Below are 16,381 nucleotides of genomic sequence, written 5' to 3' on the forward strand. Positions count from 1 at the left end.
CTGCGGCAGCCTCCTCGACTCTTTCCTCGAACTGTGTGGCGTTCTCCGTCAGCTCGGGCTGCAAGCCCGCTCACCTTGATCACCCGCACGAGTGCAGTGGTGATGTTCACGTGTCTTTTTCGCTCGCGATACGTGCCTGAAACACAAAACTGTTTACTGTGGGAAAACAACGTTTATCAGCTATTGACGGCAGCTTGCCTGTCAGGAGACGCACGGAATGCCCACACTTGAGCAGACCTCAGTACCAGCCTGGGCCGTCGCGACTGCTGGCATGCCCCTCGACCGTGTCGCCGCGCGCGCAGCCCTGGTCACTTTCGCTTCGGACCAGGAGCCGCGCAGGACCTGGGGGCAGGAACTGGACCACGCAGGCATCCCCTACGATCTGATTGATCTCTCAGAAGCCTCCAAAGCTGATATCCGCCAAGCGGTGGGCCTCCTCATCGATTCAGCCTCGGTGGGTTTCCGGCTGATGCTCCACGGACCCCTGGCTCCAGTCCTGGCCGCCCGAGCCGCCGCCCTGGAGCATTCTCTGCTGGACGAAGAGATCATCGTCTGCACCACAGAGGTGTCAGAGATACCGCTGTACTGCGTCCACTGCACCGGAGAGTCAGTGGTCAGGGCCGCGATCGACGACGTCGTCACCTGTCTGCACTGCGGGACCGACCTGCTGGTCTATTACCACGTATCCCGCAGACAGGGCAGCTTCCTGGGATTCAAGCATGACGCTGAAGCCTACGAACTGACGGGTGCGGGAGAAGCCGCATGAGCGCGCCGACCCTGGAGTTGGAGATCGCAGACATCACTGAGTCAGCACCTGAAGTGAGCACCCTGACGCTGAAGCACCCAGAAGGCCGAGTACTGCCCTCCTTCACCCCGGGCTCCCACTTGGTGCTCGAATGCTCAGGAAAAGCCAACGCCTACTCGCTGATCTCAGACCCGGTCATGCCCACCAGCTACCAGATCTCCGTTCTGCGGATCCATGAAGGCAGCGGCGGCAGCCGCTGGCTTCACGAGCGACAGCCGGGGGAACGCCTGACAGCCCGTCCGCCCCGCTCCGCCTTCGCACCACAGCTGAAAGCCCGCAAGCAGCTGCTGATCGCCGGAGGCATCGGAGTTACCCCGATCTTCTCGCACCTGCGCGCTGCCGCCGCGTGGGGCATCCCCGTCGAAGTCCTCTACGCCCACCGGCCCGGTCACGGTGCCCACTGCGACGAGCTGAAGACCCTGGCCCCGGGCCGGGTCAGGTGTCTGGACTCGCGGGCGGAGTTCGCCGCCGCCTTCGCAGAGGCCGTGATCCGCCAGCCGATCGGTACGCATCTGTACTGCTGCGGCCCGGAGCCGTTCATGGACATTGTGGTCGGCACCGCCAGGGGGGCAGGCTGGCCGCCCGGACGGATTCACACTGAACGCTTCGGCATCGACGCCCTGGATCCCGGTGACCCCTTCGAGGTGGTGCTGACCGAGTCGAACCAGAAGTTCACCGTCCCGTCCGGGATCTCCCTGCTGGAGGCACTGGAGAAGAAGGGCTTCGACATCCCGAATCTCTGCCGCCAGGGTGTGTGTGGTGAATGCGTGCTCCCAGTCAGGACCGGGGCGGTCCTGCATCGCGACCACTTCCTCACCGAGGAGGAGAAAGAGTCCGACGAACAGATGATGTGCTGCGTCTCCCGGGCGCGGGAGGAAGAACTGGAGATTGCCCTATGACCACCACCGCACCGCCGCTGGAGAGGGACCTGGTGGAGACCTTCCCCTTTCCCTTCCCGCAGGACACCTACCGGTACTCCACCAATGTGGAGCCGGCAGGCAAGCTGGTACCCACACCCGCCGGACAGTGGGGTGCGTCCATGCTCCACGTGGACAGCGAGTACCACCATGAGCTGGACGAACGTGCTGCGATCCTCCAGCGGGATCCTTCCCGCCAGCAAGTGCTGCCTCATATGCGTCCGGCCGCATGGGACGCCATGCTGACCCTGATGCAGGAGCTGGGGACGGCCTACCCGCGGGAGTTCACACTCACCCGCGACGATGACGGCACCTTCACCTGGATCAACCGCAAGCAAGGCATCGAACAGCGGTTCACCTACGCCGATGAGACCACCCTGCCGGAGCCCGAGACCGGCCCGCTGGGATTCATCGGATCCCAAGTGCAGGAGGACATCGCCCTGCTGGACCAGCGGGAGGGGCAGCTGTTCGTCGACGCCGGAATCATTACCTTTGCCGCCGACTGGAGTTTCGGCTTCGACGTCGGCATGAGCTTCCTGGAGATCCACGGCCCGGTCCCCCGGGTTCACGACATGGGGGTGATCGCCCGCGCCCAGACCTTCCTGATGCGGCTGCAGCCCTCGACGCCTTACCGGCGTACCAACTGGACCCTGACCATCGGGCGGCGACTGGACGTCTCCACCGAGGTCTACCACGAATGGGGTCCTGATCGCGGGTGGATTCAGACCACCGATGACCAGACCTTCGGCGCAAGCGTCCATCTCCGCGTGGAGGTCCAGCACCTGGTGCGCCTGCCGGACTCCGGTGCGGTGATGTTCCTGATCCGCACCTACATGCTCCCTCTCGAACAGCTTGCCCGCATCGAGCCGTGGCGAGCCCGCACCCACGCGGTACTCCAAGAGCTCCCGGAGGATATGGCCGACTACAAAGGCTTCATCTCCTACCGGGATCGCGCCGTCGCCTGGCTCGAAAGCCAGGCGCCGTCGTCGTAGTCCCTGTCCCCTCACCAATGATCACTTCGCACTAGTAATGAATGGAGGTCTGCGCCGATGGACGTCGAGATGATGCAGGAATTCGCAGACGTAGCGTGGATATTGGCGGCCATGACGGTCGTCCTGCTGATGTTCCCCGGATTGGCGCTGTTCTACGGCGGCATGTCCGGGTCCAAGAATGTGCTCAATATGTTCGCCATGGCGATGACCACCCTGGGCACGGTCTCAATCATCTATGTGTTCTACGGACACGGGATGGTGCTCGGCGAATCGCTGGGAGGTGTGATCGGCAATCCGACCGACTACTTCGGAATCATCGGCCATGAAGAGGTCGGGGTCGACGGAGGCTTCACCGAAATCATCGACCTGGCGTTCTTCACCCTCTTCGCCTGCATCACGGTGTCGATCATCGCCTCCGGCGCACTGGGCCGGATGAAGTTCTCGGCCTGGTTGGTGTTCTCGGTGGTCTGGGCCACCCTGGTGTACTTCCCCCTGGGCCACTGGGTCTTCGGCGACGGCTGGATGGCTGAGTACATCAACTTCCACGACTACGCCGGCGGCACCGCAGTGCATATGGCCTCAGGGTTCGGCGCTCTGGCGCTTGCCCTGGTGCTGGGGCCGCGCAAGAACACTGGGACCAGGCCGCACAGCCTGCCTCTGGTGCTGCTCGGTGCAGGCATCCTGTGGATGGGCTGGTTCGGCTTCAACGGCGGCACAGCGGCAGGAGCCAATTACCTCGCCCAGTACACCATCATGACCACGCTCTACGCCGGTGGCACCGGCATGCTCGGGTTCATGTTCTATGAGAAGATCAGGACCGGGAAGGCTACGGTTCTGGGCATGGCCTCGGGCATCATCGCCGGTCTGGTGGCCATCACGCCTGCGGCCGATGCCGTGGACCCCTTCGGTGCTCTCGCGCTGGGCTTCATCGCCGGCGCCTTCGTCGCCTGGGCATGCACCTGGAAGACCAGACTCGGAATCGATGAATCCCTGGACGCCTTCGCGGTGCACGGTATCGGGGGTATTGTCGGCGCGATGTTCGTGGTCTTCTTCGGCTGGGCCACCTACACCAACGACGAACCGATCCGCGGTGTGCTCTTCGGCGGCGACATCGGCCTGCTCGGTGGAGAGCTGATCGCAATCGGCGTGACCTGTGCCTATGCCTTCGGCATGACATGGATCATCGTGAAGATCATGGACAAGACCATGGGCATCCGCGTCAGCGAGGAGGACGAGGACGACCTCGACTTCACCCTCCACGGCCAGACCGCCTACGACAACAAATAGGGAGAGCCGCCATGAAACTCGTCACCGCAGTCATCCAGCGCAAGAAGCTCGACGCTGTCACCGAAGCGCTGGCCACCAAGGGAATCGGCGGTCTGACCGTCACCGATGTGCTCGGCTATGGCACCCAGGGGGGCCGCAAAGAGGTCTTCCGCGGCAAGGAGTTCTCCGTGGACTTCCTGCCCAAGACCAAGATTGAGGTGGTGGTACCCGGCGAAATCGTCGAGGAGATCATCGACGCCATAGTCGCCGCAGCACGCACCGGAGAGATCGGCGACGGCAAAGTCTGGGCCACTGAAATCACCGGCGTGGTGCGTGTGCGCACCGGCGAACACGGCGCCGACGCCATCTAGTCCCCCACTTCCATGTGGGCCCTCCCGAAGGTGGGGGTGTCTGTCACCGACAGCAGACACCCCCACCTTCTCCTGCGCGGACCACCGCCGCGGCGCCTGAGGATCAGTGATAGGTGTTGTCCGGAAACGCGATGATAGAGAGGAACCGGATAGGAAGCTCCAGCAGCCCGGTCGGCCCATGCGGTGCTTCGCCGTCGAACTGCAGGGTGTCTCCGGGAGCAAGCCGGTAGGTGGAGATGCCGTGGCCGTACTCCATCACACCTTCAAGCAAGTAGATGAACTCGGTGCCGGGGTGCTGAAAGAGGGGATAGGCATCTGAGTCCTGGCTCAGGGTGACAAGGAGGGACTCCAGGCGCTTGTGCTGGCCGCGAAGCGCGCCCAACAGCTCGTAGGCGTGCCCGGCCTTGGTTCCGTTGCGAGTGATCATGGGTCCGTTTCCGGCAGCGGTGTAGACCGCTTCCCGCTCCGTATCGGCACCCCGGAACAGGCTGGTCACAGGAACGTCAAGCCCGCGTGCCAACAGCCCCAGCGTGGACAGTGAGGAGGAGGTCTGGGCATTCTCAACCTTGGAGAGCATCGCCTTGGAGAGGCCGATCCGCTCAGCCATCTCTGAGACCGAGAGCCCGTGCTGCTGCCTCAGTGCACGAACGTTGAAGCCAATGGTCTCGGCAAGGCTATCCGTTGACAGCGGTTCATCGGCAGCGCGTTCGCGCGCTTGTCCAGCCACATTGCGAAGCAGCTGCTCGTCGCCGTCGGTGGGTTCAGGGTTCTCTGCAGTCATCACTCTAGGGTAATTGACGTTTCCCCGGAGGAGACAACAATTCGTCGACTCTTGTCTGGCTCTCAGCTGCGGAAAGCGAACCGGGGCAGGACCGACCTGCTCTCCACAGCGTCAGCAATGAGTCTGCCCAGCAGCGGTGCGAACTTGGCACCGTGCCCGGAGCAGGGCGAGGCCACCGTGATGGGCCCCACCGTGTCGATCAGAAAGTCCTGATCGCCGGTCATGGTGAACAGGCAACTGGCCGCCGCCACCGGATCATGTTCGAGTCCGGGGAAGTGCTGCTCCAGGTATCGCCCGACGTCGCGCCTGGCACGCGGGTCGATCACCTTGTCCCGTCCACTGGCCGTCGTCGGAAAAGCACTGTTGAACTGGCCGATCTTCATCGCCGGCTCAGCCCCTCCGTCAGCACCCGAGGGCAATGTGTAGAACTCGCCGTCGCCCTCCCGGGAACGCCCTTTGTGCACCACAGTGGGGTAATGCACCGTCGCATCGCGCTGACGGAAGTAAAAGACCTCCTGCTGCTTGACGGTGAACTGCGGCAGCTCGGGCTTGAGTCCCAGCTCGCGCAGGAATCCCGGCAACTGCTCCGGCAGCCACGCCCCCATGGAGAGCACCACATGTGATGCTGACCATGAGGCCCCGGTCTCCGCGTGAACCATGATTCCGCTCTCCATAGCCTCGATCGACTCCACCGTCACGCCTGTGCTGACCTCGGCGCCGTGCCGCTCGGCCAGGCGCACCATCGCTGCCACTGAGGTGTCGGCGTTGAGCCATCCGGCGTCTGGATGGAACATCGTAGGTTCGTCAACCCTGATTCCGGGCCAGCGCTCTGCGATCTCCTGGGCAGTCATCATCTGCGCCGAAACGCCGCTGGAACGCAGCACCTCCAACAGTCCCGCCGGATCGCGCGCTCCTCCGGTGTCCAGGCCGCCGGTGAAGGTTCTCAGCGGCTGACCGGACTCAGCTTCCAACTGGTCCCAGTAGCGCTCCGCTATGCCGGTGAGTTCGACATAGAAGGGGTCTGCATATGCTCGCCGGAAGATGCGGGAAGTGCCGTGGCTGGAACCGTGGGGGTGTCCGATGCGGAACCGCTCGAGCAGCGCCACGCCGCACCCCGACGCCGCAAGATGCCAGGCCGCAGATGCACCGGCCAGCCCGGCCCCGATGACGACGACATCTGCCTCAGTGGTGACCAACAGCGCCCCCGGGAATCCAGTCGGTACCCGCCAGCGGCACCTTCGCCATGGCCGCGGACTCCACGGTAAGAGCGACCAGATCCTCCGGCTCCAGATGGTTCACATGAGACTTGCCGCAGGCCCGGGCGATGGTCTGCGCCTCCATCGTCATCACCTGAAGGTAGTTGGCCAGCCTGCGTCCGGCGGTCTCAGGGTCCAAGCGCTTCTGGAGTTCAGGGTCCTGGGTGGTGATGCCCGTAGGGTCCCTGCCGTCCTGGTAATCGTCGAAGAACCCGGCGGCGGAGCCGAGCTGCTCATATTCCTCGGCATAATCGGGGTCGTTGTCGCCCAGTGCGATCAGCGCCGCCGAACCGATCGCTACCGCGTCCGCACCCAGCGCCAAGGCCTTGGCGACGTCGGCTCCGGTGCGGATACCTCCAGAGACGATGAGCTGGACCTCCCGCTCCACTCCGAGCTCGCGCAGGGCGCAGGCTGCCTGCGGTACCGCAGCAAGGGTGGGGATGCCCACATGTTCGATGAAGACCTCCTGGGTAGCCGCCGTAGACCCTTGCATTCCGTCGACGACCACGACGTCGGCTCCGGCGTGGACTGCCAGCTTGACGTCGTAGTAGGTGCGGGACGCTCCGACTTTGATGTATACCGGCACCTTCCAGTCGGTAATCTCACGCAGCTCCTGAATTTTGATGGTCAGGTCGTCAGGCCCGGTCCAGTCCGGATGCCTGCAGGCCGAGCGCTGGTCGATGCCCACTGGAAGGGTGCGCATTTCAGCGACTCGCTCCGTGATCTTCTGCCCCAGCAGCATTCCGCCTCCGCCGGGCTTGGCACCCTGGCCGAGGACCACCTCAATGGCATCGGCCATGCGCAGGTGGTCGGGGTTCATTCCGTAGCGGGAGGGCAGGTACTGATAGACCAGGGTCTTGGACTGCCGTCGCTCCTCATTGGTCATCCCGCCGTCTCCGGTGGTGGTGGAGGTGCCCACCGCGGAGGCTCCGCGGCCCAATGCTTCTTTGGCACGCCCGGAGAGCGCACCGAAGCTCATCCCGGCGATGGTGACCGGGATGTCCAGATGAAGAGGGTTTTCCGCGTAGCGGGCACCGAGGACCACATCGGTGCCGCAGCGCTCACGATAGCCCTCGAGCGGGTATCGGGACATGGAGGCGCCCAGGAAGAGCAGATCGTCGAAATGGGGCAGACGCCGCTTGGAACCGCCACCGCGGATGTCGTAAACGCCGGTCTCTGCAGCTCGGCGGATATCAGCGATGGTGGCACGGTCAAAGGTGGCGGACTCGCGCAGTCCACGTGCGGCGCGCATATCGGATCGTGTGGTCACTGATGGTCCTCTCTCAGTAGCTGGCCGCGTTGTCTACCCTGAAGTGGTAGAGCCGGCGCGCTGAGCCGTAACGGGTGTAGTCGCGGGTGTCGTCGTCGGAGTATCCGGCGGCGTCGAGGAGCTCCCTCAACTCCGAGTGATGCTCTTGGCTCATGGGCTTGGGGATGCAGTCAGCACCGAGCGAGGAGACCTCGCCCCTGACGAAGAGGCGGGCCTCATAGATGGAGTCGCCGAGTGCCTCACCGGCGTCCCCACGCACGACGAGCCTGCCGGATTGAGCCATGAAGGCGCTCATATGGCCGATGCTTCCGCCGACGATGATGTCCACGCCCTTCATGGAGATGCCGCAGCGAGCTGCGGCATCCCCGTCGATCACCAGCATGCCTCCGTGGGCAGTGGCGCCGGCGGACTGGCTGGCGTTTCCCTGGACATGCACCCGGCCGCTCATCATGTTCTCGGCGACACCGACCCCGGCATTGCCGGTGATGGTGATGGCAGCATGCTTGTTCATGCCGGCGGCGTAGTACCCGACGTGTCCCTCTACGGTGATCTGGACCTCGGCGTCGACCCCTGCTGCCACTGCGTGGGCTCCGCGAGGATTGGTGATCAGGACCTCCCCTGTCAGATCCTCTGCATGCAGCGCCTGGTTCGCCTCTCGCAAGGTGGTGGTGGAGAGGTCAAAGATGAGGGTATCGATTGCGGTGCTCATGCAATTGCCACCTCCTTCAGCTCGGCCTGCTTCCGCGACCATGCGTAGATCCTGTTCGGCTCGGGCTCATAGAGGATCGCGTCCTCCACCCCGGGCAGTTCGGCCAATGCGCGGTATTCACTGGCCATGGCGACCCAGTCCTCGGTTTCGGCGATGATCGCAGGCTTACAGGCGATGGCATCGCGGACCACGGCGAAGGAGTCCCGGTCTGAGACCAGCAGAGTGTAGAAGCCGTCGAAATTCTCGGCGAGCGCGTCGACGGCCTGCTCCAAGCCGCTGCCCTCGATCATCCGGTCAGCGATGAACCGGGCCCCGACTTCGGTGTCGTTCTCCGAGTCGAACTCCACGCCTTTGCGCCTCAGCTCCCGGCGGATGGTGGCGTGGTTGGAGAAGCTGCCGTTGTGCACCATGCACTGCCCGTCACCTACCGCATAGGGATGACAGCCTCCTGGGGTCACCGCGGACTCGGTGGCCATCCGGGTATGGCCGACCCCCTGCCAGCCCTCGGCGCTGCGGAGGCCGTAGGCCTCGGCAAGGTCACGCGGGTGGCCGACCCCCTTGAGCACTGCGAGGTCCTGCCCGAAGCCGCAGATGAGCGCCTCCGGGGCGATCTCCGCCACAGCTGTCTTCAACTCTTCAACGTCGGTGACGGCGCTGGCCAGCTGGGTGGCGTCGGCCTGATGCACGCTCACCTCGGTGCCAAGCTGCGCGGTCAGCGCCTCGGAGAGCTCCCCGGCTGTGAGACCGGATTCCAGCACTGAGACGGTGACAGTTCCCGGTGGTGACCAGGTGGGGTCGCCGTAGACGGCCACACCTGCCGAATCGGCGCCGCGCTCCTCCATCTCACAGAGCATGGAGGTCAGCAATTTTCCCAGTCTCGGGTAGAGCTCGGGATTGCGCAGGTGCAATCCGACGATTCCGCACATGTTTGCGTGTCCTTTCTAGAAGGCGGTCAGGTAGCGTGTCAGCTCCCATTCGGTGACCTGGGCGTGGTAGTCGTAGAACTCTTGGCGTTTGATCTTGGCGTAGTAACCGCCGACATCCGGATTGACGGTTCCGAGGACATCCAGAATGGTCTTGTCGGTCTCAAAGGATTCGACGGCGTCCATGAGCGTCAGCGGCAGCCTGGGAGCATCCTCTCGCTTCCCGCCGGGGGTTCCCGGGCTGGTCTTCTTGGCAATGCCGTCCAGCCCGGCGCCGATGAGCGCGGCCGCGGCAAGGTAGGGGTTGGCGGAGCCGTCGCCGCCGCGCAGCTCGACGCGCTGCTCGTCGGGCACGCGAATATAGTGAGTGCGGTCGTTGCCGCCGTATGTGGCGGTGCGCGGGGCCCAGGACGCACCGGAGGTGGTCGACACGGCACCGGTGCGCTTATAGGAGTTGACGGTGGGAGCCAGCAGGGCCTGTAGGGCGCAGGCATGTTCCAGCAGCCCGCCGACGAAGTGGTAGGCGGTCTCGGAGAGTCCCAGTCCATGGAGATCCTTGTTCTCACCGGGAAAGACCGGCTTGCCCTGTGAGGTCAGAGAGATGTGGAAGTGCAGGCCTGAGCCGGTGCGGTCGGCAAAAGGCTTGGGCATAAAGGTGGCGATCATGCCGCGTTTCTCTGCGACCATGGTGATGAGGTAGCGCAGGGTGACCACTCGGTCGGCAGTGGTGAGGGCGTCGGCGTAGCGGAAGTTCTGCTCGAACTGACCGTTGCCGTCCTCATGGTCGTTGGCGTAGTTTCCCCAGCCCAGGGCGTTCATGGCCTGCGAGATCTCGGAGAGGTGCCCGAACATGCGGGTGACGCCGCGGGCGTCGTAGCAGGGCTGGGCGTGGTTGTCGCCATCGTCGGCGGTGACGAGCTTGCCGTTCTCGTCCCTCTTCAGCAGGAAGTACTCCACTTCAGCGCCCAGATGCGGCTCGAAGCCGCTCTCGGCGGCGCGGGCGATCAGGTCTTTGAGGATCACGCGCGGCGAGTAGCCCCAGCGTTCGCCCTCCACATGCGGGTCGCAGTGGACGATGGCCAGGCCCTCGCGGATGAACGGCACCGGAGTGAAGCTGGAGGCGTCGGGCAAAGCCATGATGTCGGGGTCCTTCGGCTCCTGGCCCATGGCCCCGGCGGCGTAGCCGGCAAAGCCGACGCCCTCCTCAATGAGCGTATCGAGGGCTTCGACGGGCACCAGTTTGGCGCAGGGCTTGCCGTGGAGGTCGACGAAGAGCGCCAGGATGAATGTGGTGCCGTGCTCTGCGACGAGGTCTTTGAGATCCGGGGAGGACATGGACGTACCTTTCACTGCCAGGAATCAGTGTACACCTCAAGTAAACACATGATGTGTTTCAGAGGTGTGAACGGAGGGTCTCAGCAGCGAAACAAGGAGGCGGCAGCACTGCGCAGTGCTGCCGCCTCGCATGGTCCGCGCCGTGCAGTCAGGGAGCCGCGGCCTTGGCAGCGGCTGAGGTCAGATACGCCTCCAGGCTGTCGTCCAGAGCCTGCATCCAGGACGTATGGTGCGGCACCGCCACGGTTCCAGTCATCACTGAGCGGTAGCACCGGTCACGGTAAGTGAGGATGTCCTCCTTCTTATCGTGCTTCCACTCCAGGAAGGTCTCAACCACAGTGTCCAGGTCGAAGGCAGGATAGTCAGTAGCCTCGATGAGGTCCTTGATGTAGTCGGCCTGGAACTGCACATCATCACGCACTGTGGCGGCCGCCTCCATGCGGGAGAGCCACCTGTTGACATCATTCCGCCGCTGCTCAGCCTGCGGCAACCCTATCCGGCCCAGAATCACATCTCGAACGAACCAGGCCTGTGCGTCGAACATGTTGAAAGTGAACCACTGATCCTGCATGCCCAGGTAGTAGAAGCCCGGAGCACCTTCATAGACGACCCCTTTGTAGAGGTTGTCCGGGTACAAGGTGTTCGCGGTGCGAAGCTTCAGCTCCTCGGATAGGAATGGGAAGTGGTGACGGTACCCGGTGGCCAGGACCACCGCGTCGAAATCGCGGGAGCGTCCGTCGGCGAAGTGCACCGCTGTCCCTTCGAAACGTTCCACCAGGGGCCATTCCTGAAGGCTCTGCGGCCAGCCGAAGCCCATGGGAGCGCTGCGATAGCTGAAGGTCACAGAGGCCGCCCCCAGCTTATGGGACTGGATGCCGATATCCTCCGCCGAGTAGCTTCCCCCAATGACCAGCAGGTGCTTGCCCGCCAGATGCTCCGCGCCACGGAAGTCGTGGGCGTGGACGACTGGACCCGGGAAGGTTTCGATGCCGGAGAAGGACGGCACATTCGGGTAGGAGAAGTGCCCGGAGGCGACGATGACCTCGTCGAACTGCTCGGTGGTCTCGGTCTGGCTGGGCAGGTGCTCCGCTGTGACCAGATAGCCGCCGCTCCGGTGGGCCTCCACACGACGCACCGAGGTGGAGAGCCTCACCCAATTCTTCAGCCCGGCGCCGGCCACACGGCCGTTGATGTAGTCCCACAGCACCGCCCGGGGCGGATAGGAGGAGATGGGGCGGCCGAAGTGGTCGTCAAAGGTGTAGTCAGCGAACTCCAAGCACTCCTTGGGCCCGTTGGACCACAGGTGACGGTACATGCTGGAGTGGACAGGCTCGCTGTACTCATCCACACCAGTGCGCCAGGTATAGTTCCACTGCCCGCCCCAGTCGGACTGCTTCTCGTAGCAGACGATCTCAGGGATTTCCGCTCCCTGGGCGGCCGCGGAGGCAAAGGCTCGCAGCTGGGCCATGCCGGACGGGCCGGCTCCGATGATGGCAACGCGCGTCATGGCTGATCAGGCAGCGAAGTCGCGGTCGCCGGCGAAGAAGCCCAGGGCGTAGTCGTCGGTCTCGAACCGAACCGGGGTGCCTTTCGGGAAGAAGAGGATGTCTCCTTTGTTGGCGATCACCTGCTCGCCGGTGTTGAGCTCGGTGAGCTTGAACTGACCCTCGACGACGAGCTTCATCTCGTCGTATGTGTAGGTGTAGTCCAGGGGGCTTCCGGCTTTGAGCTCGAAGAAGCCGCTGCACATGCGGGCACCTTCGGGGTTCATGTAGGCATCGCCGATGAATGCCTCCACACCGGGCTCGTTCATTGAGGGGATGCCGCTCTTGGCGCCCTCCACCTTGTGGATGGCACCACCTTTGGTCATCGTGCCGAGCAGTTGCTGTTCCATAGTTCCTCTTATTCCTTTCTGGATTGTTCAGGACATTGGCAGGCTCAGGCCGCGTGCTTCATGCGGGTATCGCAGTTTTCAGCCACGGCTCCGATGGCGGTCAGAGTCTGATCTACGGTCAGGGTGCGGTAGCCCTGGGTGATGCGGGTGCCGTCACGCTGGGAGTGACGCCGCTCCAGCAGGGCTGCGCGAGTGCTTGCGTCGACCTCGTCGAGCCTCTGCCCGAAAATCTCCAGCCAGAGGCGCAGGTCCCTGACGCTGCTGGGTCCTGCACCCATGGCCAGCAGCGTCTCATCGTCGGCGTCGTTGAACTGCTTGTGAAGCCGTTGCGGATCCAGGACGTCCTCGACCATGGATTCGCAGTCGGCGTCGTCGGTGCGGACCCAGGTGTCGGCGCCCTCGGCGCTCCCACCCGGCGAGTAGGCGTAGGCCGAGGCGAGCTGCTCGCGGAAGCTGGCGGCATCGGTCCAGCCGCTGGGCGCTTCGCGCACCCAGTCCTGATCATCGGCACTGACGGCAGGGCGGTCGGGCACCAGCAGGCGGGTGATAGCGCGGTCCCGGACAGCCCCAAGGACCTCGTAGGCGTCGGCGGGGAGAAAGACCTCACGCCGCGGCGGCCAGACATCCATCGGTGAGAAATCACCGTGGTGGCCACCAACGTGGAAGAGGAACAGTGGAGGGTACTGATCCCGGCGGCGACTGGGCAGGGCAGCGTAGAAGAGGGCCACAGCGGACTGAATCATCGCACTGGCGCCGACCGCACCCATCGGTTCGTCGACGACGACGCCAATGCGGTCCCACAGTGCCCACCGGGGAAGCACCTCCTGCAGTGTGCAAGGATGTCCGGACCGCTGTGCGGTGAACAGCTCTGGCCAGCACTGCACGGAGACATGCATACAGGTGACCCCTCCTTCAGGCGATGAGGATGGAGAGTCTCCAGAGTGAAACAGAGGACAATATGTGTCACTTCAGGAAACGTTGTATCACCACAGTACACATAGGATTATTTCATCGATGTATCAGCCCGGTGACAATACGATAGCCATTCCCTCTCATCGCCTATCACATCTCCTCAAGAGCTCCGGGGTCCTCCGGCAGAACCTGGCCACCGTCGACCACCAGCGTCTGGCCGGTGACATAGCCGGCCTGCGGCGAGGCGAAGTAGAGCGCGGCGTAGCCGATGTCCTCCACCGCGCCGAGCCGCTTCTGCGGGATCGCCGCGGCCATACCGTCCAGATACTCCTGACCGAGATCAGCCAGCCCCTCGGTCATGATGTTGCCCGGCAGCACGGCGTTGATGGTCACCCCGCGCGGGGCCAGCTCCATCGCGGCGGTGCGCACATAGCCGAGCTGGGCGGCCTTGCTCGCCCCGTAGTGCGCCCACCCGGGGTAGCCGGTGATCGGGCCGGTGATCGACGAGGTCACCACCACCCGTCCGAGTGCCGAAGCCGCCAGATGATCCAGGCAGGCCGCCACGCAGAAAGCCGTGCCGTAGAAGTTGGTGCCGATCACCTCATCCAGGGCCGCCCGGTCCAGATTCTCCAGCCGGGCGGAGGGGAAAATCCCCGCATTGGTGCACAGCGCATCGATGCCGCCGAAGGCCTCCACGGTCGCAGCGGCCAGCTCACGGCAGGACTCCTCGCTGGTCACATCGGTGACCTGGGTGGCCACCGGCGCATTGCCCAGGCTCTGTGCCGCCGCGTCCAGCGACACCTGGCTGCGCCCGGCGATCATCACGTTCGCCCCGGCGGAGGTGAAGACCCGTGCGATCCCTAAGCCGATCCCCTTGCTGCCGCCGGTGATGACCACCGTGCGACCCTCAAAAGTGCTAAACACAGCTCATTCCTCCTCAGTGGCAGTGGCAGACGCCGCCGCAGCAGCCGGCGGCAGGCGTCTCTGCCGGGTAGTCGAGCATGGGGTTGCCGTCAAAGAAGCCAGCGGGTTTTAGGTGGAATCCAACTCTTGCCACGGGCATGACCGGCCAGTCCTCGGGGCGTGGGGCGTGGTGGGCGCAGAGGATCGGCCAGACCACCAGGTCAGCGCCCTCCAGCGGGCGGTCGGCGGCGGCGTATCTCGGCAGTCCGTCACCGCCGGGGTTCTGTGGAACGTACTCCCCTGCGGCGTAACGCTCCCGCTCCTTGAAAGCGGTCACCCAAAGGTGCTTCCGGGTGAATCCGCCGCGGTTGTACTGCTGGGAGCCGGGTTGGGCCAGCGGCAGCGCCATGGACCCGCCGAGCTCCAGCTTGTATCCGACGTTGTTGCCGGTAGCCGGGTTCACCTTCTCCGCATTGGCGATGATCCAGCTGCGTCCGCGCAGCGGATCCGCCACCCGTTGACCCTCGGCCTCTGTTCTGAGCAGGGTCTTGGACTCGTACCAGGCATTTCCCCAGACGTTCTCCGCCGACGGTGCGACCTCCGCCTGGACCTCGTAGACGCTGTTGTTCGGCCCGTCGACGTTCATATCCAGCCGCATGCCGAAGAAGTGCTGATGATTGGGGCCGTAGAGACCGGGGGCCAGCACCGTGCCATATTGGGGCCGCTCGCCGTCGAAGGCGCCGGTGGACAGAATGCCTGTGAGTTTGGCCTCGAACTCGATCGAACCGTCCAGATAGAGGTACCAGTAGAAGCCGTAGTCGTAGTTGCCCACCGTAGTGAATATGCTGATCACCAGGCGCCGATTGCGCCGCACCTCGGCCTCACCGGTGCGGTAGTCAGTGTGCTTCCAGCCGATCCCGGCGTCCTCCTCATGGATGCAGATGGCATTGTCGATGGTCACCGGTTCGCCATCCTGATTGCAGACGTGGGCGTCCAGGTAGGTGATCTCACCGAGGCAGTCGCAGCCCAGGACCAGGGAATTGGCCATACCGCCGAGTCCGTACTCGCCCTCATCGAAGACGTTCTTGTTCCAGTGGGTGTGCCCGGGGTCTCCGTAGGGCACGTACATCTCAGACAGCGAGGCGCGGTAGAGCACCGGGCGTTCGGTGCCGCGGTCGGTGTAGGTGATGTTGTGCAGCACCAGGCCCTCACGAGGGGTGAAACCGATGCGGAGCTTCCAGTTGGCCCAGGCGATTCCGTGGTCATCCATGATGAACGAGGGCCCTTGGGACTGGCTGATCTCGATGGGCTTCATCGGCTCGCGAACTTGGTCGAAATGCGGCGAGTTCTCCGGGTCGATGATGGTCTCCACGGAGTAGTTGCCCTTCTTCGGCGGCAGCTCGACGACGCCGTAGTCGTCGACCGCGAGGATCTCCCGCTTGTCCAGATCCACGGTGATGATCAGATTCTCCACCGGCTTGGCGTATCCATTGGGATCGTCCTGATCTGCGCAGATGAACAGAAGGGGACGTGAGATTCGGCGGGCGGAGGGATCATCCTCAAGCATCGTGTAGCCGGCAGCCCATTTGTCCACGATGGCGTGCGAAGGGTCAGTGACTCCGCGCTTGACCAATGCCTCCTGAACTCTGGGATCGGCGCGGATCAGCTCCTCGCAGAAGAGGAACTCCTCCTCAGCCATGGGCGGCTGCACATCAGGCACCTCGCTCAGACTGACCACGGAGCTCTGAGTAAGGTCGACGACGGCCTCCAGAGTCCGCTGCTGCCGGCGGTCTCTGAGCAGCAGGAATGCTTCTCTGCTGACCGGTGTGCCCTCGGCGTCGAAAGCTTGCACCGCGCTCTTGGTGGGTTCTTTGAGCTCGATGAACACGAACCGGCACTCATCGTGCACCTCGGGATGCTGTTTCAGGAGCGACGACGCGGTCCCGATCTCCTCTGCAGCCAGCGGCTCCAGCGGATGCACCGGAGCCGCTGGCTCGGCTGCGGCACCTGCTCCGACTTCGGCGGTGGTCGATTCAGTTGTCATGAC

At 64.0% G+C, this 16,381-nt stretch carries 16 protein-coding genes; 5 read left to right on the top strand and 11 right to left on the bottom strand.

Annotation, left to right across the window (positions count from 1 at the left end):
- Positions 1–217: 217 nt before the first annotated feature.
- Genes DVO78_RS01575 through DVO78_RS01595 form a run of 5 tightly spaced genes read left to right on the top strand, consistent with a single transcriptional unit; the run spans position 218 to position 4,351 of the window.
- On the top strand, positions 218–766 hold the full coding sequence (locus tag DVO78_RS01575; RefSeq protein WP_120003037.1) for a dimethylamine monooxygenase subunit DmmA family protein: 549 nt from the start codon (positions 218–220) through the stop codon (positions 764–766).
- Complete coding sequence (locus DVO78_RS01580; protein ID WP_120003038.1) at positions 763–1,704, top strand: PDR/VanB family oxidoreductase; 942 nt, start codon at positions 763–765, stop codon at positions 1,702–1,704. The genes DVO78_RS01575 and DVO78_RS01580 overlap by 4 nt, the downstream gene beginning before the upstream one ends.
- Positions 1,701–2,714, top strand: a complete 1,014-nt coding sequence (locus DVO78_RS01585) for a heme-dependent oxidative N-demethylase family protein (protein ID WP_120003039.1) — start codon at positions 1,701–1,703, stop codon at positions 2,712–2,714. Before DVO78_RS01580 ends, DVO78_RS01585 begins: the two co-directional genes overlap by 4 nt.
- 57 nt (positions 2,715–2,771) lie before the next feature.
- Complete coding sequence (locus DVO78_RS01590) at positions 2,772–4,001, top strand: ammonium transporter (RefSeq protein WP_238385079.1); 1,230 nt, start codon at positions 2,772–2,774, stop codon at positions 3,999–4,001.
- A gap of 11 nt (positions 4,002–4,012) precedes the next feature.
- Positions 4,013–4,351, top strand: a complete 339-nt coding sequence (locus DVO78_RS01595; protein ID WP_120003040.1) for a P-II family nitrogen regulator — start codon at positions 4,013–4,015, stop codon at positions 4,349–4,351.
- Positions 4,352–4,454: 103 nt separating this feature from the next.
- Here the strand turns inward: DVO78_RS01595 and DVO78_RS01600 are convergent, their stop codons facing one another.
- From DVO78_RS01600 to DVO78_RS01650, 11 genes are all read right to left on the bottom strand, one after another.
- Positions 4,455–5,132: a helix-turn-helix domain-containing protein gene (locus tag DVO78_RS01600; protein ID WP_120003041.1), complete on the bottom strand. Its 678-nt coding sequence runs from the start codon at positions 5,130–5,132 to the stop codon at positions 4,455–4,457.
- 62 nt (positions 5,133–5,194) lie between these two features.
- Positions 5,195–6,328: an FAD-dependent oxidoreductase gene (locus DVO78_RS01605; RefSeq protein WP_120003042.1), complete on the bottom strand. Its 1,134-nt coding sequence runs from the start codon at positions 6,326–6,328 to the stop codon at positions 5,195–5,197.
- On the bottom strand, positions 6,315–7,658 hold the full coding sequence (locus tag DVO78_RS01610; protein WP_120003043.1) for an FMN-binding glutamate synthase family protein: 1,344 nt from the start codon (positions 7,656–7,658) through the stop codon (positions 6,315–6,317). The genes DVO78_RS01605 and DVO78_RS01610 overlap by 14 nt, the downstream gene beginning before the upstream one ends.
- 13 nt (positions 7,659–7,671) lie before the next feature.
- Positions 7,672–8,367: a GltB/FmdC/FwdC-like GXGXG domain-containing protein gene (locus tag DVO78_RS01615; RefSeq protein ID WP_120003044.1), complete on the bottom strand. Its 696-nt coding sequence runs from the start codon at positions 8,365–8,367 to the stop codon at positions 7,672–7,674.
- Entirely contained in the window at positions 8,364–9,293 is a 930-nt protein-coding gene (locus DVO78_RS01620) for a class II glutamine amidotransferase domain-containing protein (protein ID WP_120003045.1), read from the bottom strand. The genes DVO78_RS01615 and DVO78_RS01620 overlap by 4 nt, the downstream gene beginning before the upstream one ends.
- Before the next feature lie 15 nt (positions 9,294–9,308).
- Complete coding sequence (gene glnT / locus DVO78_RS01625) at positions 9,309–10,625, bottom strand: type III glutamate--ammonia ligase (protein ID WP_120003046.1); 1,317 nt, start codon at positions 10,623–10,625, stop codon at positions 9,309–9,311.
- 148 nt (positions 10,626–10,773) lie between these two features.
- Complete coding sequence (locus tag DVO78_RS01630) at positions 10,774–12,132, bottom strand: NAD(P)-binding domain-containing protein (protein WP_120003047.1); 1,359 nt, start codon at positions 12,130–12,132, stop codon at positions 10,774–10,776.
- Between the two features lie 6 nt (positions 12,133–12,138).
- The gene (locus tag DVO78_RS01635) at positions 12,139–12,519 is read right to left on the bottom strand and encodes a cupin domain-containing protein (protein ID WP_120003048.1); all 381 of its coding nucleotides are present in this window, start codon (positions 12,517–12,519) and stop codon (positions 12,139–12,141) included.
- Positions 12,520–12,563: 44 nt separating this feature from the next.
- Entirely contained in the window at positions 12,564–13,415 is an 852-nt protein-coding gene (locus tag DVO78_RS01640) for a hypothetical protein (protein ID WP_120003049.1), read from the bottom strand.
- 166 nt (positions 13,416–13,581) lie between these two features.
- Positions 13,582–14,355, bottom strand: coding sequence for a 3-oxoacyl-ACP reductase FabG (fabG, locus tag DVO78_RS01645; protein WP_120003050.1), 774 nt, complete (start codon positions 14,353–14,355; stop codon positions 13,582–13,584).
- A 13-nt stretch (positions 14,356–14,368) separates the two neighbouring features.
- Positions 14,369–16,378, bottom strand: coding sequence for a primary-amine oxidase (locus DVO78_RS01650; protein ID WP_120003051.1), 2,010 nt, complete (start codon positions 16,376–16,378; stop codon positions 14,369–14,371).
- Positions 16,379–16,381: the final 3 nt, after the last annotated feature.

The organism is Nesterenkonia muleiensis (assembly GCF_003600155.1).
Classification (GTDB): domain Bacteria; phylum Actinomycetota; class Actinomycetes; order Actinomycetales; family Micrococcaceae; genus Nesterenkonia; species Nesterenkonia muleiensis.